The sequence below is a fragment of the Spirosoma humi genome (genome assembly GCF_054776575.1).
Window position 1 is genome coordinate 106,742 of sequence record NZ_BAAHBR010000008.1, and the last position, 25,881, is coordinate 132,622.

23 protein-coding genes and 1 tRNA gene are annotated in these 25,881 nt (G+C 49.1%); 10 read left to right on the forward strand and 14 right to left on the reverse strand.

Annotated elements, in window-relative coordinates; translation table 11 throughout:
* Window positions 1-20: 20 nt before the first annotated feature.
* From ACYU8Y_RS08980 to ACYU8Y_RS08990, 3 genes are all read right to left on the reverse strand, one after another.
* A complete protein-coding gene (locus ACYU8Y_RS08980) occupies window positions 21-473 on the reverse strand; it encodes an NUDIX domain-containing protein (protein ID WP_460936337.1) in 453 nt (150 codons plus the stop codon).
* Window positions 474-505: 32 nt separating this feature from the next.
* The gene (locus tag ACYU8Y_RS08985) at window positions 506-781 is read right to left on the reverse strand and encodes a hypothetical protein (RefSeq protein WP_460936339.1); all 276 of its coding nucleotides are present in this window, start codon (window positions 779-781) and stop codon (window positions 506-508) included.
* An 82-nt stretch (window positions 782-863) separates the two neighbouring features.
* A complete protein-coding gene (locus tag ACYU8Y_RS08990) occupies window positions 864-2,141 on the reverse strand; it encodes a DUF349 domain-containing protein (protein WP_460936340.1) in 1,278 nt (425 codons plus the stop codon).
* Window positions 2,142-2,214: 73 nt separating this feature from the next.
* Between ACYU8Y_RS08990 and ettA the strand changes: the two genes are divergently transcribed.
* The 3 genes from ettA to ACYU8Y_RS09005 are packed head-to-tail and all read left to right on the forward strand — an operon-like array spanning window position 2,215 to window position 4,608.
* Window positions 2,215-3,882, forward strand: a complete 1,668-nt coding sequence (gene ettA, locus ACYU8Y_RS08995) for an energy-dependent translational throttle protein EttA (RefSeq protein ID WP_460936342.1) — start codon at window positions 2,215-2,217, stop codon at window positions 3,880-3,882.
* Window positions 3,883-3,892: 10 nt separating this feature from the next.
* Complete coding sequence (locus tag ACYU8Y_RS09000) at window positions 3,893-4,375, forward strand: DUF6932 family protein (protein WP_460936344.1); 483 nt, start codon at window positions 3,893-3,895, stop codon at window positions 4,373-4,375.
* A complete protein-coding gene (locus ACYU8Y_RS09005) occupies window positions 4,372-4,608 on the forward strand; it encodes a hypothetical protein (RefSeq protein WP_460936346.1) in 237 nt (78 codons plus the stop codon). Before ACYU8Y_RS09000 ends, ACYU8Y_RS09005 begins: the two co-directional genes overlap by 4 nt.
* Window positions 4,609-4,731: 123 nt before the next feature.
* Here ACYU8Y_RS09005 and ACYU8Y_RS09010 read toward each other — a convergent pair whose 3' ends face one another.
* Window positions 4,732-5,763 (reverse strand): PorP/SprF family type IX secretion system membrane protein, encoded by a 1,032-nt coding sequence (locus ACYU8Y_RS09010; protein WP_460936348.1) that lies wholly within the window; start codon window positions 5,761-5,763, stop codon window positions 4,732-4,734.
* A 232-nt stretch (window positions 5,764-5,995) separates the two neighbouring features.
* Between ACYU8Y_RS09010 and ACYU8Y_RS09015 the strand changes: the two genes are divergently transcribed.
* Both ACYU8Y_RS09015 and ruvB read left to right on the forward strand, forming a co-directional pair.
* Window positions 5,996-9,691, forward strand: a complete 3,696-nt coding sequence (locus ACYU8Y_RS09015; protein WP_460936349.1) for a PKD domain-containing protein — start codon at window positions 5,996-5,998, stop codon at window positions 9,689-9,691.
* Between the two features lie 98 nt (window positions 9,692-9,789).
* A complete protein-coding gene (ruvB, locus tag ACYU8Y_RS09020) occupies window positions 9,790-10,818 on the forward strand; it encodes a Holliday junction branch migration DNA helicase RuvB (protein WP_460936351.1) in 1,029 nt (342 codons plus the stop codon).
* A gap of 89 nt (window positions 10,819-10,907) precedes the next feature.
* On the opposite strand, the gene ACYU8Y_RS09025 is transcribed toward ruvB, so the two are convergent.
* From ACYU8Y_RS09025 to era, 4 genes are all read right to left on the reverse strand, one after another.
* On the reverse strand, window positions 10,908-11,216 hold the full coding sequence (locus ACYU8Y_RS09025; RefSeq protein WP_460936353.1) for an ArsR/SmtB family transcription factor: 309 nt from the start codon (window positions 11,214-11,216) through the stop codon (window positions 10,908-10,910).
* Between the two features lie 215 nt (window positions 11,217-11,431).
* Window positions 11,432-12,340 (reverse strand): DMT family transporter, encoded by a 909-nt coding sequence (locus ACYU8Y_RS09030; RefSeq protein WP_460936355.1) that lies wholly within the window; start codon window positions 12,338-12,340, stop codon window positions 11,432-11,434.
* 179 nt (window positions 12,341-12,519) lie between these two features.
* Complete coding sequence (der, locus tag ACYU8Y_RS09035) at window positions 12,520-13,827, reverse strand: ribosome biogenesis GTPase Der (protein WP_460936357.1); 1,308 nt, start codon at window positions 13,825-13,827, stop codon at window positions 12,520-12,522.
* Between the two features lie 95 nt (window positions 13,828-13,922).
* Window positions 13,923-14,843: a GTPase Era gene (gene era, locus ACYU8Y_RS09040; RefSeq protein ID WP_460936359.1), complete on the reverse strand. Its 921-nt coding sequence runs from the start codon at window positions 14,841-14,843 to the stop codon at window positions 13,923-13,925.
* Window positions 14,844-14,988: 145 nt separating this feature from the next.
* Here era and ACYU8Y_RS09045 point away from each other — a divergent pair.
* Window positions 14,989-15,061, forward strand: a tRNA-Met gene (locus ACYU8Y_RS09045).
* A 159-nt stretch (window positions 15,062-15,220) separates the two neighbouring features.
* Here ACYU8Y_RS09045 and ACYU8Y_RS09050 read toward each other — a convergent pair.
* The 4 genes from ACYU8Y_RS09050 to ACYU8Y_RS09065 form a co-directional block, all read right to left on the reverse strand.
* The gene (locus tag ACYU8Y_RS09050; RefSeq protein ID WP_460936361.1) at window positions 15,221-15,841 is read right to left on the reverse strand and encodes a class I SAM-dependent methyltransferase; all 621 of its coding nucleotides are present in this window, start codon (window positions 15,839-15,841) and stop codon (window positions 15,221-15,223) included.
* Window positions 15,842-15,979: 138 nt separating this feature from the next.
* Complete coding sequence (locus tag ACYU8Y_RS09055; protein ID WP_460936362.1) at window positions 15,980-16,387, reverse strand: pyridoxamine 5'-phosphate oxidase family protein; 408 nt, start codon at window positions 16,385-16,387, stop codon at window positions 15,980-15,982.
* Window positions 16,388-16,653: 266 nt separating this feature from the next.
* Window positions 16,654-18,348, reverse strand: coding sequence for a cryptochrome/deoxyribodipyrimidine photo-lyase family protein (locus tag ACYU8Y_RS09060; protein WP_460936364.1), 1,695 nt, complete (start codon window positions 18,346-18,348; stop codon window positions 16,654-16,656).
* A gap of 242 nt (window positions 18,349-18,590) precedes the next feature.
* The gene (locus ACYU8Y_RS09065; protein WP_460936366.1) at window positions 18,591-18,911 is read right to left on the reverse strand and encodes a hypothetical protein; all 321 of its coding nucleotides are present in this window, start codon (window positions 18,909-18,911) and stop codon (window positions 18,591-18,593) included.
* Window positions 18,912-19,507: 596 nt separating this feature from the next.
* Between ACYU8Y_RS09065 and ACYU8Y_RS09070 the strand changes: the two genes are divergently transcribed.
* On the forward strand, window positions 19,508-21,340 hold the full coding sequence (locus ACYU8Y_RS09070; RefSeq protein ID WP_460936368.1) for a tetratricopeptide repeat protein: 1,833 nt from the start codon (window positions 19,508-19,510) through the stop codon (window positions 21,338-21,340).
* Between the two features lie 373 nt (window positions 21,341-21,713).
* A complete protein-coding gene (locus tag ACYU8Y_RS09075; RefSeq protein ID WP_460936370.1) occupies window positions 21,714-22,001 on the forward strand; it encodes a hypothetical protein in 288 nt (95 codons plus the stop codon).
* 238 nt (window positions 22,002-22,239) lie between these two features.
* On the opposite strand, the gene ACYU8Y_RS09080 is transcribed toward ACYU8Y_RS09075, so the two are convergent.
* Together ACYU8Y_RS09080 and ACYU8Y_RS09085 are read right to left on the reverse strand one after the other, a co-directional pair.
* Window positions 22,240-23,130 carry a UbiA prenyltransferase family protein gene (locus ACYU8Y_RS09080; RefSeq protein WP_460936372.1) on the reverse strand — a complete coding sequence of 297 codons (891 nt, stop codon included), beginning with the start codon at window positions 23,128-23,130 and terminating at the stop codon, window positions 22,240-22,242.
* 95 nt (window positions 23,131-23,225) lie between these two features.
* On the reverse strand, window positions 23,226-23,537 hold the full coding sequence (locus ACYU8Y_RS09085) for a hypothetical protein (RefSeq protein WP_460936374.1): 312 nt from the start codon (window positions 23,535-23,537) through the stop codon (window positions 23,226-23,228).
* Window positions 23,538-24,024: 487 nt separating this feature from the next.
* On the opposite strand from ACYU8Y_RS09085, the gene ACYU8Y_RS09090 reads away from it, so the two are divergent.
* Complete coding sequence (locus ACYU8Y_RS09090) at window positions 24,025-24,624, forward strand: RNA polymerase sigma factor (RefSeq protein ID WP_460936376.1); 600 nt, start codon at window positions 24,025-24,027, stop codon at window positions 24,622-24,624.
* A 110-nt stretch (window positions 24,625-24,734) separates the two neighbouring features.
* Window positions 24,735-25,850 (forward strand): FecR domain-containing protein, encoded by a 1,116-nt coding sequence (locus ACYU8Y_RS09095; protein ID WP_460936378.1) that lies wholly within the window; start codon window positions 24,735-24,737, stop codon window positions 25,848-25,850.
* The last annotated feature ends 31 nt before the right edge of the window (window positions 25,851-25,881 follow it).

The following is a 25,881-nucleotide window of genomic DNA, read 5'->3' on the forward strand; positions in this document are numbered from 1 at the left end:
CCCAGCGTCTCCAGCTGGCTTTAGCCAAAGTACTGTTGTTCAATTCGGCCAACGTAGCCCAGGTAGGTAGCGCTGCTAAACCAGGGTTGGAGTTTCGGGCCGATGTTTGGATAGAGATTGAGTTTATCCAACTCGGCAACGGGTATCCAGACTAAATTGAGTGCAGTTGTCTCCGCGGGATTTAGAGCAGGCTCACCCTGGAGGTTTCGGGCCGCAAAAACCACATGCAAAACATCGTCATTGCGTTGCGACAGCAGCATTTCGCCCGCCAGGATCATCTCACCAAGATCAACGGATACCCCCAGCTCTTCCCGGATTTCGCGGATAACGGTTTCGGTCAGAATTTCGCCCCGGTCGGGGTTACCACCAGGAAGGGCAAAAACGTCCTGCCCGCCATAACAATAGCGCATAAGCAAGACTTGGGTCTGACCCTCAGATTGACGCCAGATAAGAGCAGACGGACGAACTTTCATAAAGAACAGTTAACGGGTAAATCTCCGCCAAATTAACAATCGCAGGAGTAATTCCCATAACCAGGGTAGCGGGGCGATAAGTTACCCGAGACGCTAACAACACGGTCGAGGGGTACCCGTTCGCCGGTGGCTAGTGCCAGTATATCGGTACCGTCCTGATGAAGAAGTTGCTTGATGGTTACGTCGGCTTTTATGAACTCGTTTAGATCGGTCAGGTATTCGAGCCGCACGAATTTGCCGGGGATGATCGCCGACCGAAATGCATGTTCATCGGCAATAGAATCTGGATTACTCAGGTTTGTTTCCATGACAACAGAACAAGTCCAGTAACTGAAACGTGCCCCAGTTTTAGTTGGGGCACGTTTCGGTTTTCAGCATGACAAAAAGGATTTAATAACCTGTTGTTTCTAGATCCTTTTGAAGTTCGCGCAGAATCGTTTCTTTCATGGCGATCTTACGTTTCTGCGTGTTGATCTTGTTCAGAATTTGCTTGTCTTCGTCTTTGTTGGGGTCAAGTCCGTCGGCATCCTGCAAAGCAAACTGCAGATCGTTCTTTTCCCGCTTAACGAGGTATTCCATCTCCCGGATCTTCGTTCGAATCTGCTCCGACTTGCTCTTGAGTTCAAACGCCGGATATTTTCGGGTCAGTACGCGGCCCAGGTAGCTCAGTTCAAAGATCTTATCGCAGGCGGCCCGGAACCGTTCGTTCACCACTTTGTCCTGAAGCTTAAACGGAACGCGAATCTCTTTCCAGCTATTGAGAAGCACTTTTGCCCGTTCGGCAGCCGCAAAGATGTCCTGCTGTTTCGACAGCTTTTCCACCTCATCCGCCATTTTCATCTGAGCCTCAATGCGGGGGTCAATTTTCGGAACGATAACAATGCCCTTCGCGTCGTTGTACTTGGTGTAGAACATGGTCGTGGCTTTCTTAAACTGCTTATACAGCTTACCACTTTTCTTGATCGGTACTTCACCAACTACTTTCCAGGCGTTATTGAGCCTCCGGACTTCCTGGAAGGCGGCATCCAGATCTCCCAGTCGATTGGCCCGGAAAGCCAGACGGATAAGCTCGTCGTACTTGTCGAGCCGCTCCTGAATGACTTTGTTCTGTTCGTTGAAAAACTCGCGACGGCGGGTAAAGAACCCATCCAGAAGTGCCTGGAAGCGCCCTTCAACTTCGGTTTCAGCCGCTTTGTCGACCGGCCCCGTCTTGATCCACTTTGTCTTGATTTCCTGGAGTACATCCGCCGTTTCACGCCAATCGGTGCTATCAACAACGGCTTCGGCTTCGGCAATAAGGGCCCGTTTGATTTCCAGGTTTTTGAGCTGATTGACCGTAATCAAATCGGCGAGCAATTTCTCCTGAGTATCCAAACGGTCGAGTAGGGGCGGAAAATCACCCAATGCATCGAAGCCAAGCAGCTTTTTGCGTAGCTGCACCAGTTTTGTCAGATAAGAGCCTTTGTTTTGAGCTTCTTCGATATCTTTTTCTAACTGGCTTACTTTGTTTTCGGCGATAATGAAGCGGTTTTTGAAATAATCGAGCGCTTCCTGCTCGGTTCGTTTGACTTCGCCGATCTGGCGGTCTTCGTAATTCAGGTAGCCTTTCAAAAATACCTTTCCGTCTTTGACGTAACCGTATTCATCTACCAGTGAAGCGTTTTCCATTACTGTGCTTGGTTAAGGCTGCGCTGTGGGTTAAATTTGAGGGTAATTGCCAACACAAATCTATCAGAAATTAATGAGTCAGGAAACCATAATTTTCTCAATGGCGGGCGTGAGTAAAAATATTCCGCCTAACCGACAAATCCTAAAGAACATATACCTTTCCTTCTTTTACGGCGCTAAAATTGGTGTTTTAGGGTTGAACGGTTCCGGTAAATCTACTTTATTACGCATCATTGCCGGTATCGACAAAAACTACACCGGCGAAGTCGTTTTCTCGCCCGGCTACTCGGTTGGGATGCTTGAGCAGGAGCCGCAGTTCACACCCGGCCGTACCGTTCGGGAAATTGTGGAGGAAGGGGCGCAGGAAGTGGTCAATCTGCTGAAAGAATTCGAGGAGATTAACGAAGCGTTTGGTGATCCCGATGCCGACTTCGATAAGCTAATTGCCCGGCAGGGAGAAGTTCAGGAGAAGATCGACCATTTCAATGGCTGGGAGCTTGACCAAAAGCTCGAACGGGCCATGGACGCCTTGCGTTGCCCGCCATCCGATGCGTTGATCGACAACCTCTCCGGGGGCGAAAAACGCCGGGTGGCGCTGTGTCGCCTGCTGCTTCAGCAACCGGATGTCCTGCTGCTCGACGAACCGACGAACCACCTGGATGCCGAATCGGTGTTGTGGCTGGAAGAACATTTGCGGCAGTATACGGGCACCGTTATTGCCGTAACCCACGATCGTTACTTTTTGGACAACGTAGCTGGCTGGATCCTCGAACTGGATCGGGGCGAGGGTATCCCCTGGAAAGGAAATTATTCGTCCTGGCTGGAGCAAAAGCAAAATCGCTTGGCGAAGGAGGAAAAAACCGAATCGAAACGCCAGAAAACCCTGCAACGGGAGCTGGAATGGGTAAAGATGGCGCCTAAAGCACGTCAGGCTAAGTCGAAGGCGCGTCTGGGTGCCTACGAAAAACTCCTGAACGAAGACGCGAAACAGCGGGACGATAAACTCGAAATATTCATACCGGCCGGGCCACGCCTGGGGTCGAAAGTTATCGAAGCGGAAGACGTTGCCAAAGCCTTCGGCGATCGGCTGCTGTTCGAACATCTGGGTTTCCGGCTGCCCCAGGGGGGAATTGTTGGTATCATCGGACCAAACGGGGCCGGTAAAACAACCCTGTTTAAACTGATCACGGGTCGCGAAAAGCCCGACGCTGGTACATTCGATGTAGGCGAAACGGTAAAAGTGGCCTACGTTGACCAGGAACACGATGGCCTTGATCCAAACAAGACAGTATTTGAAACGATCTCGGGCGGGAATGAGTGGATTATGATGGGCGGAAAGCAGTCGAACGCGCGTGCGTATGTGAGTCGTTTTAACTTCGCCGGAGCCGATCAGGAAAAGAAAATTGGAACCCTATCGGGCGGGGAGCGGAACCGGGTTCATTTGGCCATGATCCTTAAAGAAGGTGCTAACCTGTTACTTCTCGATGAGCCAACCAACGATCTTGATGTAAATACCCTGCGGGCGCTGGAAGAAGGGTTGGAAAACTTTGCGGGGTGTGCTGTCGTCATTAGTCACGATCGCTGGTTCCTGGACCGCATTGCCACCCACATACTGGCCTTCGAAGGCGACTCACAGGCCTACTGGTTTGAGGGCAATTTCTCGGAATATGAGGAAAATCGGCGCAAACGGTTAGGCACCGACGCCACGCCAACCCGAATCAAGTACAAGAAATTAGCCTAAGGTAATCCTGATGATTCGTTTTAATGAGTTAGGGTATATTACGCCTTCAGGAGTGCATAGTTTGACACTTGAGGAGTTTGAACAGACGTTTGTTCCGTTGAAAAATACGACTCATCGGCGAACTCTGTTTAATTCCTATAGGCTGTATCTATCTGAACTACGTAAGATTGTGAAACAACCTTTCTTCCAATTGATTGGAGGAAGCTTTGTGACTTGTAAAGTTTGGCCACAGGATATCGATATTGTGACCTTTGTTCCTTACCTTTTTGAACAGGATGATGTGTCAAAACAACAACTTAGGGCTCTTTTTGAACGATATGAGTTTTCGCAACAAAAATCAGGATTACATACGTTTTTTTCCTTGATTCCTGACGCAAACAATCCGTCTCAAGCAAAATTTGAAGCGCACTATCAATATTGGATTGACACGTTTAGCTCGACAGTTGAAAATAACTCGGACTCAAAAGGAATAATTAAAATCCAGTTTGTATGATATCGCACGAATCGCCGACATTGAATGAGGTAGTGTATCGACTTGAACAAATACGCCGGATAAACGAGCAAATGAGTCAATTCTCTGGCACGACATCAGAAAGCGGTTGGGACAATTTTATGCGTCAGCAACTCACTCTTCAAAAGAGTGAGTTGCTGGACAAATTAGACAGTACCCTGCTGGCACTCAACCTAAAGCCTGTTCTGGAGGAGCTTTTGCAAACGCATCCATGAACGAGTTGTGGTGCAAGTGACATCTCAAAATAGGTACCACGCCAACCCGAATCAAGTACAAGAAATTAGCCTGAATAAAAGCGGGGCCGATACTATATCGGCCCCGCTTTTATTTAAATCCTGTTAAAATTTCGGACAAGGCAATTTTTTATCCCGTCGTTTTACTCCGGCTCGTCGGCCTTCGGGTTTTTCGAAAATGTAGGACAGCGACAGCTCGTGGGAGCCACCGCTGTTGCCCAGCGTTGAAACGGTAATGTCGTAGCTGTAGCCAATCGAGAACTTCTCCATACGCCAGCCAACCAGTGCCGCTACCGCATCGTGATTATTTAGGGTCTGATTGTATTTTTTGAACGGAATGCCCCGATAATAAGCGCCAATCGTCAAAGGCGAATAGGTCAGGTAAGCACCTATATCTAACTGGTCATATTTCCCCTGGTGCTTATACATAATGACGGGCGAAAGGCTAATCTCACGGTCTTCTTCGTCGGCCAGACCCGTGAAGCCTCCCAGCGGAATGCGCAGGCCCGCCTGAATACTGGTTTTCATGGGCAGCCGCTCCCGGTTACCCGCGAAGAAGCCCTGATCGGGCCTGTTGATATGATGGGCCGATGCGCCAACCCAGAACCAGTCTGAGTAGAACAAGCCACCTGTCGAAAAATCCGCGTATTTAACCGCGGGCAAACCGCCCTGCAGGGTAGGGTCGCCGGAGACGCTGCCGGTAATGAAGCCCCGGTCGGTAAACTGATCACCCGTTGTCAAACCAAAATAGTTAACACTTCGGTTTACGTAAGAGCCCTGCAGTCCCAAACGCACAAAGGAGGATTCACTTACCTGGAATTGATAGGCATATTGCAACCCTATATCCGTTGATTGAATCCTTCCCTGACCCTGGTTATCACTCTGGATCATTAGACCGACACCACTGTTATATTTTTCGATGAAGTGATCCACAGCTACCATCGTTGTCACATAGTTAGTAATGGCGGGCCACTGGTTCCGGTAGTTGGCCGTAACGCGCGGAGCCAGAGCCGACCCGGCAAAGGCTGGGTTCAGGTACATGGGGGCTGCGTAAAATTGAGTGAACTGAGGGTCCTGGGCAAATGCCGTTTGGCCCAGTGTCAGTGTCAAAATAAGTAGTATATATTTATTGAACATAATAGCAGAATGAGGCAAAGACTGGGCCAATAGTATTGATGCAACGCTGGCCGGTGAAACGAAGTATTTAGGAGAACAACAACCGCTAAAATTAATTGGATTTTAGGCGCTTTGGTGGGGATAAAACGATAAAATTTAAATGGAACAACGTCGTTTATACTAACGTAATGCCCCGGTTGTTGTTATGTTGAGAATCGAATTTGCGTAGGTGGGCTTTATTCAACGTTTCTTCATGTTAACTTTTACTAAGCATATTCGGGTAGTTGGACTTTTGGCCATGCTGTTCTTGCTGGTCGGGTCAATTACGGCCTGGGCGCAAACAAGCACGGGCATCAAAGTCAGAGGAAAGTTTTGCGTACCTGATGTGGAGTGTAAAGCCGACTCCGCCGTGTTTACAGATAGTATACAGGCAGGTGTAACAAACCGTGTCTGGGATTTTGGGGATGGTGGTGCCGCCACTACAACGACTGCGCAAAAGGATTCAATAGCCCGACACGTCTTCTTACAGCCTGGTACGTATACAGTTACACTAACTCGGACCGTTAACGGAGTCGTATCAACGTCAAGAAGAACCGTTAACGTTGGTAATCGACCACAGTCGTTTGCAAATTGGCGAACGGATACAACAATTTGTAAAGGAGAAGTCATTACGCTGGACCCTTATGCAGGAAGTCCCCCGCAATCCGGGCTTCAGTACCTTTGGTATCCAAAAGGGCAAACCACACAAAGTATCCAGGTCGACAGCTCAGGTTGTTATTCGGTCGAAGTAACCAACTCGGTTGGGTGCTCTTACCAGGATCGGATTAATGTCGACGTCTGTGGCGAGCAGAAAGAGTCGCAGGGGGTAAAATGGTATTTCGGGCAAAACGCGGGACTCGATTTTAGTGGAGGAGGAACGCCAAAACCCATCACGGATGGTAAACTAAGCACCATTGAAGGCTCATCTTCCATTGCTAACACCAAGGGTATCTTGCTGTTCTATACCGATGGAACTACCATTTATGATAAGGATGGGAAGCCACTGAAATCGCTTGATCCTCGCGATTCTTCCGCAACAGCTACCCCCATACCACTTGGTGGTAATAAGAACTCGACGCAATCGGCTCTGATTGTACCGAAACCCACCTGTCGGGGTTGCGAATACCTCTATTATGTGTACACGACATCTGAAATACGTGGGCAGAAAACACTGACGTATAGTATTGTCGACATGCGCCAGAATGGGGGCAAAGGGGCCGTGGTTGAAAAGAACATTCCGCTGTCAACCGCCGGAACGGAGCAATCGGCCTCAGTCGAAAACACGCGGGACTCAACTTTCTGGGTGATTACCAGGAAGTATGGCACCAATGAGTTTGAGGTTCGCCACCTGACAAAGGATGAAAACACATCGCCCATATTGCCTAATCCGAAAGGCGGTCAGGTACTCGACTCGCTGACAAATGCAGAAGGGTATATGAAAATTGGCCCGGCCGACACTACGGGTGGAAATAAAGGCAATCGTCCAATGGCGGTTGTTGTTCCGGGGCCGCCCAAAAATTCGGTCGATCTCTTCACGTTCAATGACTCGACTGGTGCCTTAACCTTTAATCGAACGCTCGATCTGGGACCCGCTCCCCCCAAGGCATACGGGGTAGAGTTTTCGCCGGATGGCAAGAGTTTATACGTGACCATGCTGGCCGATACCAACGCCGATGGGAGCCTGAAGGGGTCATCCTATATCTTGAAGTATGATTTAAATCAAAAAGACTCGCTCCTGACCAAGTCAAGGACCGTTGTCGATAGTAGTACGACGAGGCAATACGGCTCGATTCAGATCGGACCCGATGGCCGGATTTACGTCGCCATCAAGGGCAGTCGCTCGCTTGGTACAATCGAAAATCCAAATGGAGGGTTGCTGGATAGTCTGATTTATAACCCGGCCGGTCAGTCGCTTGGTGGACAGACGAGCCAGTTAGGCTTACCGAACTTAGTCGCCAATTTCAATGATAATTCGAGCGGCCCCGGACTGACCTATAGTGATACCTGCGTGAATGCGCCGACCGTTTTTCAGATCAGTCCAAACTGTCCGAAACTAAAAGAAGCCTATACACTGGATTTTGGCGACGGAAGCAGGCCCTCGTCAACAACCGCGACTACGCCCATTACGCACGCCTACAAAACGCCTGGGCAATATTTTGTGAGTCTTCGGATTATAACAAGAACCAGTGCTGGCGGCATTTGTAAAGACACATTGATCAAAGATACATTAACGATTGTCGAACTGCCGCCGGATATAAAGCTGGGGGCTGATACGGCCATCTGTAACAAGCGGGGTATTACACTCGATATAAAAGTGCAGGCCAAAATGTATGTCTGGCTTGTGAACGGAGCCCTAGTCAGCAGGCAACGAACCCTGACGTTGACCCGGCCGGGCTATTACATTGCTGTAGCGTTAGCGGCCAATGGCGAGTGTTTCAAAAGTGACACAATTCAGGTTCAGATCAAGCCTGTGCCCTCACTTGACTTGGGCCCCGATACCCTATTTTGTTACCGCTCGAAAGTTGACCTGACGGTGCCCCAAGCAACCTGGACACAGTTTCAGTGGAGCAACGGCGGGACTACTAAAACGATTAGCGTTACAACGGCCGGCGTGTATTCCGTAACCGCGCAGTCAGCCGTTATTGATGGCACCACTTGTGTAAACTCGGATACCATTCGGGTAACTGAACTGCCTAAGATTCGCTTACAGGCTGCCTTAACTGGCCCTACGGCGTGTACCTCATCGGATGGAACCATTGTGCTCACGACTACGCCTACCGGCACCTATCAGTACGCCTGGACGGGGGCTGATGGAACGGCCCTCAACGGCAATGTGAATCAACTGACGGGCCTTGTGGAAGGGGGATATAAAGTTGCTGTAACCGATACGCTTCATGAATGTAAAGTCGATTCAGCTTTCATTCTGAAATCACCGGCCAACCAGCTCCGGCTAACACCCAATGTGAAAGATGCCCTGTGTAGTATACCGAACAGTGGCACCATTACATTGACCGTTGCGGGAGGAACTGCCGCCACCTATTCATGGCTGGATCAGAATAATAATGTCGTTTCGACAACGGCCGTATTCGGGCAGGCTGCGCCAGGACTGTATACGGTTCAGGTCGTCGATATTAATGGCTGCAAAGCCCTCTCAGATAGCATCAAGGTCGGGCTTGACAGCACCGGATTTGCCCGACTGGGACCAGACACATTGAAGTGTAATGGCCTGGCCGTAGCTATTCAACCTTTGGTGGGCGACGTTCCTGGCAACGTATACCAGTGGAGTACGGGAGCCAGTACACCCACAATCAACGTGACACAGCCGGGAACGTACAGCCTTGTGTTACGTAATACGCAATCAGGGTGTGTGGGGCGTAGTAGTATTCGGGTCGGTGACCGACCGCCACCCGCTTTCTCCTATACCCAGCAGGCGGCCCTGTGCGAAGGCGATCAGGAAACAACTATACTGTCGGCAAATGGAGCTACCGGCTTAAAATACCTGTGGGTAAATCGAAACGATACGACCAAAACCATAACGGTCCAGCGCGCTGGCGATTATCCAATTCAGGTGACTGACCCATTGGGCTGTACGGCAACGGGCGTGGCCCGGGTATTAAATCTGTGTGAACCACGAGTTAATGTGCCGGATGCGTTCACGCCCAATGGTGATGGGACCAACGATCTGCTGCAAGTGTTTACGGCCTACATAAGCGATTACGAATTCAGGATATATAATCGTTGGGGCGAGGTCATTTTTGCCAGTAACAACCCTGAACAGAAATGGGATGGCACCTATAAGGGAGCGATCTATCCGTCCATGATTTACCCCTATGTTGTGGTCTTCAAAAGCGAGTATTTTCCAGAGCGTGAACGGGTCGTAAAACGTGGATCTGTGCTCCTGATACGGTAGTATTTGTCTTCTTTTTTGCGTAAATTTGAGGTAAACGACTTCGCTGAAATCGCCTGTTTTTTGGGTGTATCTGGAGCGGGTTTGTACCAATCAAAACCATGCGAAACGACTTTTTGAAAGGTTCAGGAGACGGGATGACCACTACCGATAAAGAGATCGAACGGGCACTTCGGCCACTTTCGTTCGAGGACTTTACGGGGCAGGCTAAAATACTCGACAACCTGGAAGTGTTTGTGAGGGCAGCTATGCAACGGGGCGATGCGCTCGATCATGTGCTGCTCCATGGCCCGCCAGGTTTGGGCAAAACGACGCTCTCGCACATTATTGCGAACGAACTCAATGCGGGTATCAAAATGACCTCCGGTCCGGTGCTCGATAAGCCCAGTGATCTGGCAGGTCTGCTGACAAACCTGCAGCCTAATGATGTGCTCTTTATTGACGAGATTCACCGGCTCAATCCCATTGTGGAGGAGTACCTGTACTCGGCCATGGAGGATTACAAGATTGACATCATGCTCGATTCCGGGCCAAACGCCCGAACTGTTCAGATCAAACTAAATCCGTTCACGTTGATCGGCGCAACTACCCGCGCGGGTATGCTGACCTCGCCGTTGCGGGCCCGGTTTGGCATCAGTGCGCGGCTGGAATATTACGACGCCAAACTGCTAACCAGTATTGTGCAGCGCTCGGCGGCTATTCTGGGAACGCCAATCGATGAGACAGGGGCCTATGAAATTGCACGCCGGAGCCGGGGAACACCGCGTATTGCCAACAATTTGTTACGCCGAACCCGCGACTTTGCCCAGGTTAAGGGGAATGGATACATCAACGTAGAGATTGCTGAAATTGCCCTTAGCGCACTGGAAGTTGATCAGAATGGACTCGATGACATGGATATTCGTATTCTAACGACCATTATCGAGAAGTTCAAAGGCGGGCCGGTTGGTTTATCTACCATTGCTACCGCCTGTGGAGAAGAGTCAGAAACGATCGAAGAGGTTTATGAGCCGTTTCTGATTCAGGAAGGTTTTTTGAAACGAACCTCGCGTGGCCGGGAAACAACCGAACGAGCCTATATTCACCTCGGTCTTACGCCACCGTACAGGCCGGGCGAGCTGTTCACGTAGTCACCAATCGTATGTGTAAAAAAGAAGGGTACTAAGTAGCTGGAATGGCTTCTTTGGTACCCTTTTTATATGCCTATGTTGTAGGCTAATTAATTAAGTATCTTGCTCCTATAGATACAATCGATTACTTCTGCCACAGCCGAATCCACCAGGAAATAGTAGATGTTTTTTCCGCTCCGCCGAATATCTAGTATGCCTTTGTCGCGCATATTAATCAGGTGATGAGAGATAAGAGATTGTTCGGCGTTCAGGTTTTTATAAATCGCGGATACGTTTAGTTCTTTGTTATCATTCAGCATTTGAATGATCCTAATTCGCAATGGATGGGCTACCGCTTTGAGTACATACGCAGCTTTATCAACCCGCTTTTCATCGTCAATTATTTTTTCAGTTGCCATAAGAACGTCATCTTTTTAATAGGTATAGTGGATGAAAGGTAAGGTATAATGCCCACTAAGGCGCTGAAAGTGAGTTGGAATTTATTTAGTGGCTACTTTTTCTATCCTATAATGCGATGATAATTTCTTTATGTATCCGGTTGGTTACCTTTTGGTAAGTAACCAACCAAATCCCTTAAGTGTTTATACTTAGCTAATAAACAATCGATTAGTTCCTATTTTCCGCGCCAGCCAATTAGAAATACGCCCGCTAATACCAAACACGTACCGGCTATCTGAGCATAGCTAATCGTTTCGTGAAGAACCGTTGTGGAAAGGAAGATGGTAAAAATGGGTCCAACGCTGGCAATGATTGACGCGTTGCCTGAACCAACTCGTTTGATACCTTCCGCGATCATAAATGTGGGTATAACAGTCACAAACACAGCCATGACAAATCCCAGAAAATAAACGGGAGCCGGGTAGCCCGTCAGCGGCAAGCCATTTTGTACGATACAGTGTATAACAGTTGGTATAGTGGCCGCTATCATGGCGTAACACGTGTATCGCTGCGATCCGATCCAACCAATTACCCGATCGCTACCCACTAAATAAATGGCATACGTCAGACCGCTCAAAATGACCCAGAAGGCTCCCAACACCACATTTTTCTGAACAGCGCTTTCAATGTTACCCCAGAAGGCCAGTAAAATACCGATGTAGGTTAATACCAGCGCCATAAGTTGTAGCCGGGTTACCCGCCGACCAAACCCGATGGCGTTCATTAACAAGACAAACGTCGGGTAAACAAAAAGTAAAATACGCTCCAGGCTGGCGGTGATGTAGACGAGGCCAAGAAAGTTGAAGAAACTGGCAAAATAATAGCCCGTTATGCCCAGCATAGCCAACGTCGCCCACTGCTTCAGGTTCAACTGTACGGGTGGAAGTCTGCGGGCCAAGTAAATGGAAATGGCAACATAAAAGGGTAACGCAAATAGCATTCGCAGCGTCAATAGCGAAATAGCATCAATCGAATACTGGTACGCGAGTTTAATTAAAATGCCCTTCAGAGCGAAACAGAAAGCTGCTAGAAAGACCAGACCGGCACCAAGCCAGTACCGAGAGCGGGCAGGTTGCAGAACCATAGAAAATCAGAAATTGGGTAGGGTATAGAAAAAGGCCAGGAAGTAATGGAGCATTTGCCCTCAACTCCCTGACCTTTTCAGTGTATGCAAAAATCCGGCTGTGGTATACCCAGAAAGTAGAGCAACTGGCGGTTTCTGCCAATAAAAGTCAACAGCTATAGCCTGGCCAAAAGGTGAATTTATTTCTGCCGGAAAAAAACCGTAATCGGAACGCCCGTAAAATCGAAGTGTTCCCGAAGCCTGTTTTCCAGAAACCGCTGGTACGACTCCTGAACGTACTGGGGTAGATTACAGAAGAATATGAACGTCGGTGAAGGCGTAGGAACCTGCACCATATACTTGATTTTCACAAACTTCCCTTTCATACTGGGCGGTGGAAACTTCTCGATCTCTGCCTGCATAGCCTCATTTAACTTTGAGGTTGCAATTTTCTTGGTCTTGTTCTCATACACCTCCATCGCTTTTTCCATAACCTGGTAAATTCGCTGTTTCTCGTGAACCGAGGCAAAAATGATAGGAACGTAATCGATGGGCATCATCCGCTGGATCATCTCTTTGCGCAATAAATCGGCCGTGCGGTGATCCTTTTCAACGGCATCCCACTTGTTGACCATAATCACGACACCCTTCTTGGCTTTTACCGCCTGGCCGATGATGTTCAGATCCTGAGCCTCCAAACCCCGCGTAGCATCAAGTAAGATGATACACACGTCCGAGTCTTCCATCGCCTTGATGGAACGCAGAACGGAATAAAACTCAACGTTGGAGTCAATTCTGGCTTTACGCCGAATGCCAGCGGTATCGGTCAGAATGAAGTCTTTACCGTAAGCTTTATAACGCGTGTTGATCGCGTCGCGGGTGGTTCCGGCTATGTCCGTAACGATACTACGCTCCTGACCCGTCAGAACGTTCAGAAAGGATGATTTGCCGACGTTCGGACGCCCCAGAATGGCAATGCGGGGAATGCCAGCATCGGGGTCTTCAACGCCATCGCTCTGAAAATGTTTAACGACCTCATCCAGCAAATCGCCTGTACCGGTCCCGGTTTGTGACGAAATGGCGTACGGATCGCCGAGGCCCAGGCCATAAAACTCAGCCGCAGCGTGTGCCCGTTCGGCGGTCTCCGCCTTGTTAGCGACGACGTAAACCGGCTTTTTCGACCGGCGCAATACATCGGCGAAGTCTTCGTCCAGGCCCGTGATACCCGTCTGCGTATCGACAACAAATAACAGAACAGTAGACTCCTGTATCGCCATTTCTACCTGTTCGCGGATCGACTCTTCGAAAATATCTTCGGAGCCAACGACATAGCCACCGGTATCGATGACGGTAAAATATTTTTCGTTCCACTCGGCCGTGCCATAATGCCGGTCGCGGGTAACGCCACTTTGGTTGTCCATGATGGCCTGTCGCTGTTCCGTCAAGCGGTTAAACAGCGTGGACTTGCCCACGTTTGGGCGGCCAACGATTGCAACGATGTTTGCCATGATTGTTTTTAGTGGTTACTGATTCGTGCCAGACCGCCCTTGCGGTTGGCAACTGGTGAAGCGTTCGTGCTGTACCAGCCAGTGACTACCAGCCACTATTCGTCATACCCCAACCGCTTGAGCATGCGCTCTTTTTGCCGCCAATCGGGTTCTACCTTAACGAATTGTTCCAGATATACTTTTTTACCAAAGAAGCGTTCGAGCTCCTCGCGAGCCATAATGCCCGTCTTCTTTATCATTCGGCCACCTTCGCCGAGCAAAATTGCCCGCTGGGTAGCCCGTTCAACCAGGATTTCAGCCTGAATGACAATAATATCGTCTTTCTCGTTGAATCCTGTTACAACAACTTCACTGCTGTAGGGTACTTCTTTCTTGTAGTTCAGAAAAATTTTCTCCCGGATAATTTCCGAAGCAAAGAAGCGCTCCGGTTTGTCGGTTAGCTCGTCTTTTGGAAAATAGGGGGGGTGCTGTGGCAAACGGCTCATAACGGCCTCAAATACGCGGTCGGTATTGAAAGCATTCAGCGCCGAAATTGGAATGATCTCCTGGGCATTGAAGTGTTCCTGCCAGTAATCGATTTTCTCATTAACCTGCTCCTGCGTAGCCTGATCGATTTTATTGATGATCAGAACAACAGGAACTTCTGATTTCTGAAGCCGTTCGATGACGTCATTTTCATCGTGTTGCTCAAAAATATCGGTTACAAACAAAACCACATCGGCATCTTCGATAGAACCGCGAACAAAACTCATCATGGATTCATGGAGTTTGTATAACGGCTTAATGATACCGGGCGTGTCAGAGTAAACGAGCTGGAATTCCTGGCCGTTATGGGTTCCGTTGAGAATACCCATAATGCGGTGGCGGGTGGTCTGTGCCTTGGCGGTAATGATGGACAACCGCTCGCCGACGAGTTGGTTCATCAGTGTTGATTTGCCTACGTTTGGCTTACCGACTATACTGACGAAGCCAGCCTTATGATCGGCTGGAAAATTGGCAATGATTTCTGTATTCATTCTTAGGTGATCCCGCTGGCTGATTACCAGTGGCTTTAGGAAACAACTCTCTCTGGAAAGAAAACGTTTCGGTTGGGCTAAAAACTTTTTTTTGCAAAGGTAGTTGTATTTCTAGAAAGTTGTTGTACTTTTGCAGACCAAACACCGCGGGATGGAGCAGTTGGTAGCTCGTTGGGCTCATAACCCAAAGGTCGCTGGTTCGAGTCCAGCTCCCGCTACTAAGCAAACCCTTAAAAATTGTTCGACAGTTTTTAAGGGTTTTTTGCTTTAGTCAGGTAGTGGTTCAACGAATGAAAATTCCGGCAACGCTACTAAGGATCGTGGGTGGCCCTGTCAGTTCGCTTTCATTGACGAGATACATGACAAGTCGGCTTTCCTCACTCCTTGTACACAAAAACGGTGAAATCATCAGGCCAGTAGCCAACCTGGATTTGCACCCTTTTGGACAGGGTCCGGCAAAAGTCGAGTATTTTATCGGGATTGTATGTCGTCAGCAGTGTGTTCGACTCCACTCCTCCACTCAGTAAGTTAAAGCCTAAAGCAATACGAGATTTGGCAAATAAGGTTTCAATAGCGTTGTAGACAAAATGGTCATCACTATGCCGGTAGCTAAGTGAGCCACTGACCAGGACGAAATCGGTTATGGGTATTGCTTTATCGAGAAAGTCCCCCTGCAATAGTACTACGTTGTTCTCGCGTTTGTATCGCTGGGCAGCTACCTGGAACAAATCCGGTATTTGCTCACACCCGTAATAGGTAACTGACGGAAACCTTTTCGTTAAAAACGGGAAAAGATCGGCATGCCCACAGCCTGCATCCAGCACCGAGTGCCCGTTCAGATCACCTATCCGGCATAGTATATCGAAGCGGGCAGACTGCCCTTCGATTTTCTGCCACCCCAGGGCCCGAGTGGTACCGGCACCATGCCGCTCGATCAATGTTTTGTGATACTGTAAAATACTGGCCACACTGGACCGATTTACGACTTCCTTGCTCATACACAATTATTTCATATTCCACTGATATAGCCACCCCAGGCTGGCCTATGAAAACCTGTATTAGGGCAGAAGGGCAAGGGACCTGAAGGATGAGAAGGTAAATTACAGGTTTATATCAATTTTAGGGCAGTTACCCGTTTACTCCCAACATTCTCCGTCCAATGTGGTAATACGTAACAGGACAATATTTGGATCATCTTTGCCTTCGGGAAACCAGTCGAGCATGGACTCATTCCAGAGTGCATTCACTTTGGCTTGGTCGTTAACAATTTCGGCCTGTCCAGCGGTCGTCACCGAAACCTGAGACTGGATGTCCGAAAAGCCTAAGGCAATGGCTGGCTGTTGACGAATGTGGGCAACTTTTTCTGAATCAGCGCGGGTGAAAAACCACATAGTCCCATCTGGATCGAGCTGATGAGTGGCCATTGGCCGACTACGTAAGGCCCCCGTGCTCGCCTGAGTCGTCAGTAGGGCAATCCGGATATCCTGAATGTGGTGTTTGATTTTATCGAATTTGTCGGGGGAGATTGTTTTCTGGGCGTTCATGTTGGTTCCTGGTCAATGCAACAAGGTAAGCCCACGTTGATCTCAAAGGTTTTCACGTATTTCAGTTTGACAAACGATATTTTGTTGCTAATGCAACTGGATACCAAATCCTGAAGCAACTAAGTCACATCAGTAGTTGCCATTGGCCAACAGACCCGCTCCAACGTAGTCGATGTACAGGGTAAATTCATGGTAGTATAATCGCGTAGTCTGATGAGTATTTGCCAAACCATATGCAGCAACTCAACTAGTAAAGACCCCATACCTCAAGCCATAGGTAACTCCGGCGTTTCGGCAGGGTTAGGGATCGGCTTCTTGCGTGGCTTCTTCTTGTCCAGCTTCCGAGGGTTTTCTTTGGCCCGATCCGAAACAGGTAGGCTGTGTTTGGTCAAAATACGGGTCTGCTCGGCCTGGCCTACCTCACTGTGGCGGGGCTGATGGAGTAAGATGCGGGCTTGGCGAGCCGTCGCGGAAGCGTCGACGATCGGAGCAGGATAGTCAATGCCGACCCGGAAATGCTCCATGGCCTGTTCCAGCGGAGGCATCGTCCACGGTTGATGAAGATAAGCCAGGGGGCACTTGGCCAATTCAGGTATCCACTGTCGAATAAATAACCCCTGCGGATCGTGGTCCTGCGACTGCTTGACGGGGTTATAAATTCGGATTGTATTGGTTCCCGTCATCCCCGACTGCATTTGAAGCTGGGCGTAATGAATGCCCGGTTCGAAGTCGGTATAGAGCCGGGCTAAGTGCTGCCCCCCTTCCTGCCAGTGCTGAAACAAATGATGAGTCAGAAAGGAGGTTAGCATAGCCCGCATGCGAAAGTTAATATAGCCCGTGGCGGCCAGGCATCGCATACACGCGTCGACAAGTGGATAGCCCGTGCGTCCATCCCGCCAGGCAGCGTATTGATCAGGGTTGTCATTTTTCGGGAAAGAGTCGAAGGCCCGGTTCACATTCTCAAACTCCATGCGATCCTCATCCTCAAACTTTTGAATGAAATGGCAATGCCAGCGCAGCCGGGAGGCAAAGGCCGCCAACTGCCGACCCATACCCGCCTGCACCGGATTTTTAGTGACCTGTCGCTGAGCCTGATACACTTGCCGAATACTCAAACAACCCCAGGCTAGGTAAGGCGACAGACGGCTACACCCCCGTCGGCTTGCGAGGGGTTTAGAGATAGAGGCTGCATACTGTGCGATTCGCTCTTGCAGAAAGCTGGCTAGATAACGGTGTCCGTTGTATTCTCCACCGGGTTGAAACGAGGCATTCGGTATCTGCCAGGATGAGGGTAGGTCAGGTCCTCGTTCGGTTTCGAACCACGCAAGAGGCACTTTGGCCGGATACCAGCAGGCCAGATCGGGATGCTGCTGGGGGGCTTGCATCGTCTGCTGCCAGTCTGCTGCCCAGGTATCCCGGTTTTTTAAACGTCGAATCACACCGTTAGACTGAAACTCGTGCCAGCCAATACCCTGCTGTCGACAAAACTGGGCGACGGCTTTATCCCGGTTGTAGGTTACGGCCAGCCCCGTCTCTTCATAAGAAAAGATTGTGCCGATGGTGAACTGCGTCTGTAAGGCAGTCAATGTGTCTGTTACTTCCCGGTGAAACACCCAAACGGCGGGCGGGCCCGTTTCGGGTGCGCCATCATCGGGATCATCCTCAAATTCGAACGGCAGCCACTCGTGCACCATACGATTCGTGATCGGCTGAGAATCGGGGGGCGGGGGCATTGTCGCCAACTGCTGCCGGAGGTCGGCCAGACATTCGTAAACAAACCGCCAATGGCGGAGATCGTAATTCGGTTCGACGATGAGAGATGGTTCGAAGCAATATAACAGGAGTAAGGACCGCTTGGGCGCGCGCTGTCCTCTGGCAATGGCGGCCTGGAGAGGGGCGTGGTCGCGCAGGCGCAGGTCCCGCTTGAACCAGAGTATATCAATAGTGGGCCGGTTGGGCATGTCGGAACGAGATACCCGTTTACCCGTGAGTCACTTTCGACCTTGCTTGGAATGGGTTTCTAGACCTCAGTAACGGCCTGATTAAAGGATGTGTTTTACTCTCAAGACCTTATCGTTCCGTGTCTTGCTTATCAGGCTTATTTCACATCAGTTACTTAAAAGCAGCTGAGATTGATAGAAGAGAAAGGCGAGCTCAGTTAACAAAAAACGTCCTGAGCACTCAGGACGTTTTTTATCATTATCTAGTAACTCCAGTATCCCTGAACCCAAACTCTCCCTCGAGGAGTTTGCCGCCAATAACCTGGATTCCAGGTTTTGTAGCGGGCTGGTTTCGAGTAGGCGGCATATCGAACGGGGGTATTCCGATAATACCCATCTACCCACAGATAATCCCTACCTCGACGAACATAGTGTCCTGGAACCCATTGTTTCCCTACTGCCGGAGCCCTGGGAATAACAATGACCCTTCGGGGTCCAGGTACCTGGGCTGTAGCCTTCTCTGAATCGATTAGGCACAAGGTGGTGAGCAATAAGCCCACTACTACCATCACTTTCGTATTCATAGCGTTTATCGTTTTAAGTTCGGCAAAAAACGAGCTCTTGATCGACTGAGCTGGCTATTTTTTTCTCTGATTAGTTTGACTAGGCTATTATTAACAAACCGAAAAGTTACCAACCTGGCACTTTATTAACGTCCCTAGAATCAATAATGTTAGGTCTGATTAGTAGACAGTTGCGCAGATATGTCGATGACAGGAACAACATGAATTGTATTTTTTGTAGTAATAATTGTTTGGGAGTCTACTTTTATATGAATATTCTAAAAGTAGACGTGAGCAAAAGCCTATTAAAAAAAGGTTGATGGCTGCCCCTAAAAGTAACCTGCCACTCTGTTGAATGTGGCTAGCCATCATGAACAAAAGCCTTTACTGAGGCAAAGCCACTTCCTGAACACATATCTGCAGCATTGACTCATCCTCTGAACAGGATGAGTCAGGTGAAAACAAGTTAGATACCGGACTTTTTTTTTACTCATAAAGCTGGATTGTCCAGCATAACCGTATATATTAAATACAATGCGTAGTTTGTCCAGGGTTTTAGTATACTATGTTTCTTCTGATCTATTCTGTTAACTCTGTTTTTTAGTCAAGGCAGTTTCATGGCTACTCGTTTTTTATACTTATCCGCTTTTAGTATATGCTTTTCTTTAGCCGTATCTGCTACTCCCTTCCTGCATCAACTTGAAAGAGCGACGCCCGCCCGTCGGGTAATCCTGCTGCTGAATAAGTTTGACACCTCGGTGGTCATCACGCAAAACCGTGCCTATGCGTTTCGGCTTCTGGAGGAGGTTGATGAACTGGCAGACAAGACCGATGATAATCAACTGGCGCGCTACAGCCGGTATTTAAAAGATACATACGCTAAAAATACCCCGCTGAGCAATGTCCAGAAGGCCGCTTTGTTTCTCGCCGTCGGCAAGCGGGCTGCCGAAGACGACGACCCGCAGATTGCCGCTGTTTGTCAGCACTTTGCCGGGCAGTATTATTTTCTGAGCGAAGACTATGGTAAGGCCTTTGAACACCTACTGGCTGCCAACGAAGCTTTTCGAGAAATTGGTTACCAGCGCATCCCCGAAATCAACCGGTACCTCTACGAACTGGCGTTTAATTATTACTACTTCAACGAGTACGACAAGGCGATTCGTTTGCTGCAGGAAGCGGCTCGCTATCCGCCCTTCAACTCGAACCTGGCCATCCAAAACTACAATACGCTGGGAATGGCCTACAGCTTTCTGGCTTACAATAAGATGGAAAGCGCCGACTCAACATTGTCTGAACGAAGTTTTCTGAAAGCCCGTCAGGTAGCCGTTGCCTATGGCGATTCGTTGTGGGTAGGCATTGTTTCTACCAATCTGGCCAATGAGTACGCCTACCAAAAAAAATGGTCTGCTGCGTTGCGGTTATACCACGCGGGTTACAAGCTGGTGCGCCGGTTCGGCCAAACGCGCGAATTACCCGACGAGGCAGCCATGCTGATCGGAAATGTGTTTTATCAGCTTGGTCAATTGGATAGCTGTCGCTATTACCTGGAACGAACTGCCCTGTTTCGCCAGCAGAAACGAACCCACCAGTTTGCCACAAATCTACAGGACGAACACGAGGCCGTGACGTATTATAACCTGTCCCGGCTTTACTACAAAGCGGTTGGCAACTTACCTCTGGCCTACCGGTACCTGGATAGCCTGACAGTTCTGAAGGAGCGCATCAACAAGCGGTATAACTCCGAACGCCTGTCGCTGGTCAATAAACGGCTCATGATTCAGCAGCACCAGTCGGAGGTGGCCGCGATCAATGTCGAAAAAAAAGCCCAGCGAACGTTGTTTTGGCTGGTAGTCGCCGGGTTGACGTTGCTGGCCGGGCTGTTTTTACGGCTTTATTACCTCAGCCAGTTCCGTCGTCGACAGGAGCGGGTTATTGAAGTCGAAAAAGAAAAATCGCTGCGTCTGGAAAAGCAATTAGTAGAGGAAGAACTTGGCCGGGCCAAGGCAGATTTGGCGGGATTCATGGAGAACCTGAGTCAGAAAGATGCCCTCATTGACACCATTACCGCCCAACTGGCAGAGCGTGCCCTCAGGGAGCAAGTTACCCACAATGCCTACCCAACTGCCGAGACCCGCCAGAATTTGGTCAATTCCAGTCTGCTGACTAATGATGACTGGGACGAGTTTCGCCGACGATTCGAGCGTGTACATCCGGGTTTTTTCTGGCAGTTAAAAACCCAGTTCTCCGATCTGAGCCCTGCCGAAGAGCGGTTGCTGGCCCTTTCCAAACTCAGGATCGATTCCCGGCAAATGAGCCGGATGCTGGGTATCTCGCCCGAATCGATCCGTAAGACCCGGTATCGACTCCGCAAAAAACTGGGCATCCAGGGCGATTCTCCGCTACTAAGCCTGCTGAGTGAGCCACAGGACACGCCGAAGCCGACTGATTGACAAAGGGTTATAGTCTTGTCCACGCGTTTGTCCATGCCCGGTATTGAGGCCTAGTCAGCGACTATATTATTTTTGAGAACGCTAAAAATTTAAATCGAGGCTTTCCCAGAACCAATATCGAGTGTGGAGTATGTATTCTATTTATCTGTTGTGCGCCAATTCGGTGGATTGACCGCCCTCAGTCAAGGATTGTCATTTTATCCATAGGTGGTGACTCTGCGTACTTATTTTCATTGTCTAAATGCCTAAGCGGCTTGTAAAATCAACGAGGCTTCTTGGCTCCGGTAGCCTTTTCAGACGCCCAGATTTTTCAACTATACAGGCCTGTGTCTGGTGAGTAAGTATAGGTTTTCTTATCTGTATTCCTCTCGTTATGAACTTTCTAAAAAAGCTGTTTAAAAAGGAGTCGACGCTTTCTGAGGAACTAGCACCCGCTATTGCTAAAGAAGTTGCTGCTCGGTTGAGCCGGGCGGCTGAATTGCGGTTGACTGGTGAGTATGAGCAGGCCCTACGCGAATGTAACGAAGTTTTGTTGCTCCATCCTACCAGTCAGCTCGCCTACCATATTCGGGCGTTGATCCGCTACGACATGAATGACCAGCCGGGCGCTATCCAGGATTGGAACCGGCATAAATCGTTGCAGAAATCTCATACCAGATAAGGCCGCCTTCCAAGCCTTTGTCAACCATTATTCATCGGCTCAGGATGTAGGGGGCTTTCCTTACATATCGGTAAAATTGAGTAGATGGAAAGCTGATGCCCAACAACTGTGCGGAGAAGGGCTGGCGTTGGATTGCACCTAAGCGTAGTCTCCCGCAATAAAGTCGTTTCATAGTAAAGGTGTCGGCTTTAGGTTAAGCCGTTGATACAAGGATGAAAGGTTGCGCTACAGGTTACCCTTAACCAGTTGCTGCTGGTAGAAATCTTAACAAAAGACCGGTCAACATTAATAACCCATCCAAATAAACGTAATACCCATACTCCGATGCGCGGCTTACGATACTTCGAGCCACTAACAGTAAGATAATCATAGGCAGGCATACGCAGGAAAGCGTCCAGGCATCCCAACCGAGGCTAAACAAGGCAACTACCGTCAGCCCGAAACACAGGGCAAGAGTGCCTAAAAATAATTGTGCCTGCCGCCCACTTAGCCGCGACACAATGGTTAGCCATTTCGATTGCCGGTCAATCTCACGGTCACGGTAGTCAAAGCAAAGGGCAATGCTATAAATCAGCAGAAAACGATTCAGCAGCCAGACGCCTGCCAGTGTCCAGCTAATACGCCTGCCTGGGGTGGCCAGCAGGATGGGTAGGGCAACCGTTGCGTACGTCCAGACCAGGGTCAGATAAGCCGTTTTTAAGACGGCAATCCGGCGAAGGGCACGGAAGGGGCGCCAGTTGATTTTGGGTGCCGTATACAAAAACGTTAGTACGACAACAGGCAGTAGATCGGTCAGATAAGCGTCTAGCTGCATCAATAACCAGCCTCCAATCAGCAGAGAGGCTATAAATACGCCAAAAAGCCCTGGTTTGTGCGCTTCAATCCAGCGCTCCCTGTCGGAATGTCCTGCCGACACATTGGCGTCAGATGTATCGGTTAGACAGACGTGGAGGCAATAACTGCCTAGTGTACCGGCAAAGATGAATGGGAGAAATGGACCCGGTACGTGAAGATGAAACAGCTCGATCGTCGTCTGACACATCACCACCGCGCAAAGGGCGATGTAGCCATTACCAAAAATAACGAGTTGAAAAACAGCAGTCAGCCATCGGTGCGCGACTTGATACATAGTGCCAGGGCAGGGCAAACGCTGATTTACTGAGCAAGCCTCTGCGGTATACTTTCCAACGCGTACTGAAAGCAAATGGATGCTTGTTGACGGATTTATTTATTGAGTTGTTCGGTAGCCACTATTGGAAGGCAGAAGAATCCTTTATAATTCACGAATTCTTCAATCAGAGCGTGCTTAATTACCCTGGCACGCAGCTTATTGCCATCCGCTTTTTTTCCTTTGTCAGAATAGTCGATGCCTGTTAATGTCTCGCCGGATTGCGGGGCCTTACTGTCACCGTCCGATTGACAATTTTCTTCCCCTGGCCAAGTGCTTTGCTGTTCAGCGGCAGGAGGTACCGCGAAAAAATACTTTAGCCAGGCATATAATATGACTGCCAATACGAGTCCGTTGGCTAAAAGCATAATAAATACCCGCCAGCATAACAAAACAACCTACCGATTTCCACAGGTAAGCATTAATGACCAAAAGCATACGAATAGCTAATTTAAAGTAGCTTGTTACAAGCGTACATCAGATAGACGATTGCGATGGTCCATTGATGGAAACTCATTCCAAAGAAATTTGTGTAGTTAGTATAACTACTTATGAGTAGACAAATAGTTTTTCATTTTTAATAAAATGATTATCAGTTACAGGTCATTAGAATCACACTTAAGTGATCCGATTAACAGATGCATTCTTTGCTGCGCTCGTATTGAGACCTTGTTGACATCCAGATACATCATCGGTCATTTCTGATGCTGCCACCCTCAGTCTGTGCTGGCTCATTCCACCAATCAATCTGCTGCCTGATTAACACAGCAACTCTACAAAAGAAATCTGTTTATAAACCAATATATTAAGACCGTCGACGTCTTTGGTTGGCATAGGCACACTTAAGAACGTTTTATGGCAGCTGATTTCAGGCCACTGGCTCACCAGGAACTTTGGCTCCGCTTCAAAGCAGGGGATGAATGGGCGTTGGGTGAGCTAGCTAAAGAACATTATCCAAGCCTGTACAACTACGGCCTGCGGTTGACAACCGATTCTGAACTGGTTTGGGATACCATTCAGGATTTATTTCTGGAGTTATGGGATCACCGGGAATCGGTGGGAAATGCCGTCTTCGTAAGAACTTATTTGCTGAAAGCACTTCGCTATAAATTGTTGAAAACCCGGGGTCATCAGCAGCCAGCTCATCTGGATGATTTTGAATTCAGTAAGTTACCTTTCACCGGGTCTATAGAAGAAGAAATTATTGATAATGAGCTGCATACGGAGCAAGAGCGTCTGCTGCACCAATTGATGGCTATGCTGACCAAGCGCCAGCAGGAAGTGCTGTATCTGCGTTTCTACCAAAATCTGGACAACCACGAAATTGCTCAGATCATGGGAATGGAGCGGCAAAGTGTGGCCAACCTTTTATACCGCACGTTTAAAGAACTGCGGAGCCAATGGTCGCCTGATCTACTGATGGGCCTGCTGGTATTTATCCTGCCACGGGAGTAGTTGCCAGTAAATTGTACTCTAGGCGAAAATATTTTTCATATTTTTTGAGTATCACCAGGCAGAGAACAGCACTATAGAGCTAGAAGCAGCAATGCGCTACTGGCTCCGTCATGAATTATAAGACTTATACCGCTGAAGATTTCCTGTTCGACAAGTCGTTTCGCCAGTGGACGAGTGGAGCCTCGGCCGAGGCTACTGCTTTCTGGGAGCAATGGCTGGCGCAAAATCCTGACCGGGCTCACGTAGTCAACCAAGCGCAGGAGCTTGTCCGGGCTTTGACCGATCACTACCGCGACGATGCAACCGACGCCCGGCTGACCCACGAACTGAACCGCCTGATGGAGGTGGCTGCCGAACACCGGGATGCCGAGTTGGAAGCGCCTGTCATACCGCTTCAGTCGCAATTATGGTGGCGCTGGGCCGCAGCTGCGGTCGTTCTGCTCACGATGGGGGTAGGCGTCTGGTTCTACAGTCGGGTTCTTCTGAAAGAAAGACCTGATTCGTACGCATATCTGACGAAGAAGGCCTCAATTCCGCTTCAGGAAAAAGTCAATACCAGCAAGCATACGATCAATGTCCTGCTTAATGATGGCAGTCTCGTTACGCTACGGCCGAAAAGTCGCCTGAGTTACCCAAAACAGTTCGGCAGGAGTAACCGAACGGTTTATCTCGACGGAGAAGCCTTTTTCGACGTCGTGAAAAATCCGGCTAAACCGTTTTTGATATACGCCAATCAGACGGTTACTAAAGTGCTGGGTACCAGTTTCCTGGTCCGGGCTTTTGAAGAAGAGAAGGCTGTAGTCGTAACCGTGCAAACCGGCCGGGTATCGGTTTATTCCCAGAAAGATTTCGAGAAAGCGCAGACATCGGGGATACGCCGTATCCAGGGCGTCATCTTGACACCGAATCAGGAAATGACCTACAATCTGGATGACAATCGACTTCAGAAAGCGCTGGTCGAGAAGCCCAAGGCGGTGATACCCGAAGCCGCGAGCCATGAACAGGTATTTGAAGACGCACCGGTGGCTAAAGTCTTTTCAACCCTTGAGAAAACCTACGGCGTCAAGCTTATTTATAACGAAGACGACCTGTCGGCCTGCCTGATCAATTTCACCTTTTCGAATGAGAGCATGCTGGAGCGACTCGATGTCATCTGTCAGACCATCGGAGCGTCGTATGAAGTGCTGGATGGGCAGGTTGTCATCACCAGTAAAGGCTGTAAATAAACTAAAATCCAACGCTATACTCGCCTGCCTA

Excerpts from the sequence above, each read along its gene's own strand:
- ACYU8Y_RS09095 (WP_460936378.1), top strand. The coding sequence starts at position 24,735 with ATGAATTATAAGACTTATACCGCTGAAGATTTCCTGTTCGACAAGTCG.
- ACYU8Y_RS08980 (WP_460936337.1), bottom strand. The coding sequence starts at position 473 with ATGAAAGTTCGTCCGTCTGCTCTTATCTGGCGTCAATCTGAGGGTCAG.
- ACYU8Y_RS09080 (WP_460936372.1), bottom strand. The coding sequence starts at position 23,130 with ATGTATCAAGTCGCGCACCGATGGCTGACTGCTGTTTTTCAACTCGTT.
- ACYU8Y_RS09015 (WP_460936349.1), top strand. The coding sequence starts at position 5,996 with ATGTTAACTTTTACTAAGCATATTCGGGTAGTTGGACTTTTGGCCATG.
- ACYU8Y_RS09060 (WP_460936364.1), bottom strand. The coding sequence starts at position 18,348 with ATGCCCAACCGGCCCACTATTGATATACTCTGGTTCAAGCGGGACCTG.
- ACYU8Y_RS09070 (WP_460936368.1), top strand. The coding sequence starts at position 19,508 with ATGGCTACTCGTTTTTTATACTTATCCGCTTTTAGTATATGCTTTTCT.
- ACYU8Y_RS09010 (WP_460936348.1), bottom strand. The coding sequence starts at position 5,763 with ATGTTCAATAAATATATACTACTTATTTTGACACTGACACTGGGCCAA.
- ACYU8Y_RS09030 (WP_460936355.1), bottom strand. The coding sequence starts at position 12,340 with ATGGTTCTGCAACCTGCCCGCTCTCGGTACTGGCTTGGTGCCGGTCTG.
- ACYU8Y_RS09065 (WP_460936366.1), bottom strand. The coding sequence starts at position 18,911 with ATGAATACGAAAGTGATGGTAGTAGTGGGCTTATTGCTCACCACCTTG.
- ruvB (WP_460936351.1), top strand. The coding sequence starts at position 9,790 with ATGCGAAACGACTTTTTGAAAGGTTCAGGAGACGGGATGACCACTACC.
- ACYU8Y_RS09075 (WP_460936370.1), top strand. The coding sequence starts at position 21,714 with ATGAACTTTCTAAAAAAGCTGTTTAAAAAGGAGTCGACGCTTTCTGAG.
- ACYU8Y_RS09025 (WP_460936353.1), bottom strand. The coding sequence starts at position 11,216 with ATGGCAACTGAAAAAATAATTGACGATGAAAAGCGGGTTGATAAAGCT.
- ACYU8Y_RS09005 (WP_460936346.1), top strand. The coding sequence starts at position 4,372 with ATGATATCGCACGAATCGCCGACATTGAATGAGGTAGTGTATCGACTT.
- ACYU8Y_RS09055 (WP_460936362.1), bottom strand. The coding sequence starts at position 16,387 with ATGAACGCCCAGAAAACAATCTCCCCCGACAAATTCGATAAAATCAAA.
- ACYU8Y_RS08985 (WP_460936339.1), bottom strand. The coding sequence starts at position 781 with ATGGAAACAAACCTGAGTAATCCAGATTCTATTGCCGATGAACATGCA.
- ACYU8Y_RS09085 (WP_460936374.1), bottom strand. The coding sequence starts at position 23,537 with ATGCTTTTAGCCAACGGACTCGTATTGGCAGTCATATTATATGCCTGG.
- der (WP_460936357.1), bottom strand. The coding sequence starts at position 13,827 with ATGGCAAACATCGTTGCAATCGTTGGCCGCCCAAACGTGGGCAAGTCC.
- ACYU8Y_RS09000 (WP_460936344.1), top strand. The coding sequence starts at position 3,893 with ATGATTCGTTTTAATGAGTTAGGGTATATTACGCCTTCAGGAGTGCAT.
- ACYU8Y_RS09050 (WP_460936361.1), bottom strand. The coding sequence starts at position 15,841 with ATGAGCAAGGAAGTCGTAAATCGGTCCAGTGTGGCCAGTATTTTACAG.
- ACYU8Y_RS08990 (WP_460936340.1), bottom strand. The coding sequence starts at position 2,141 with ATGGAAAACGCTTCACTGGTAGATGAATACGGTTACGTCAAAGACGGA.
- ettA (WP_460936342.1), top strand. The coding sequence starts at position 2,215 with ATGAGTCAGGAAACCATAATTTTCTCAATGGCGGGCGTGAGTAAAAAT.
- era (WP_460936359.1), bottom strand. The coding sequence starts at position 14,843 with ATGAATACAGAAATCATTGCCAATTTTCCAGCCGATCATAAGGCTGGC.
- ACYU8Y_RS09090 (WP_460936376.1), top strand. The coding sequence starts at position 24,025 with ATGGCAGCTGATTTCAGGCCACTGGCTCACCAGGAACTTTGGCTCCGC.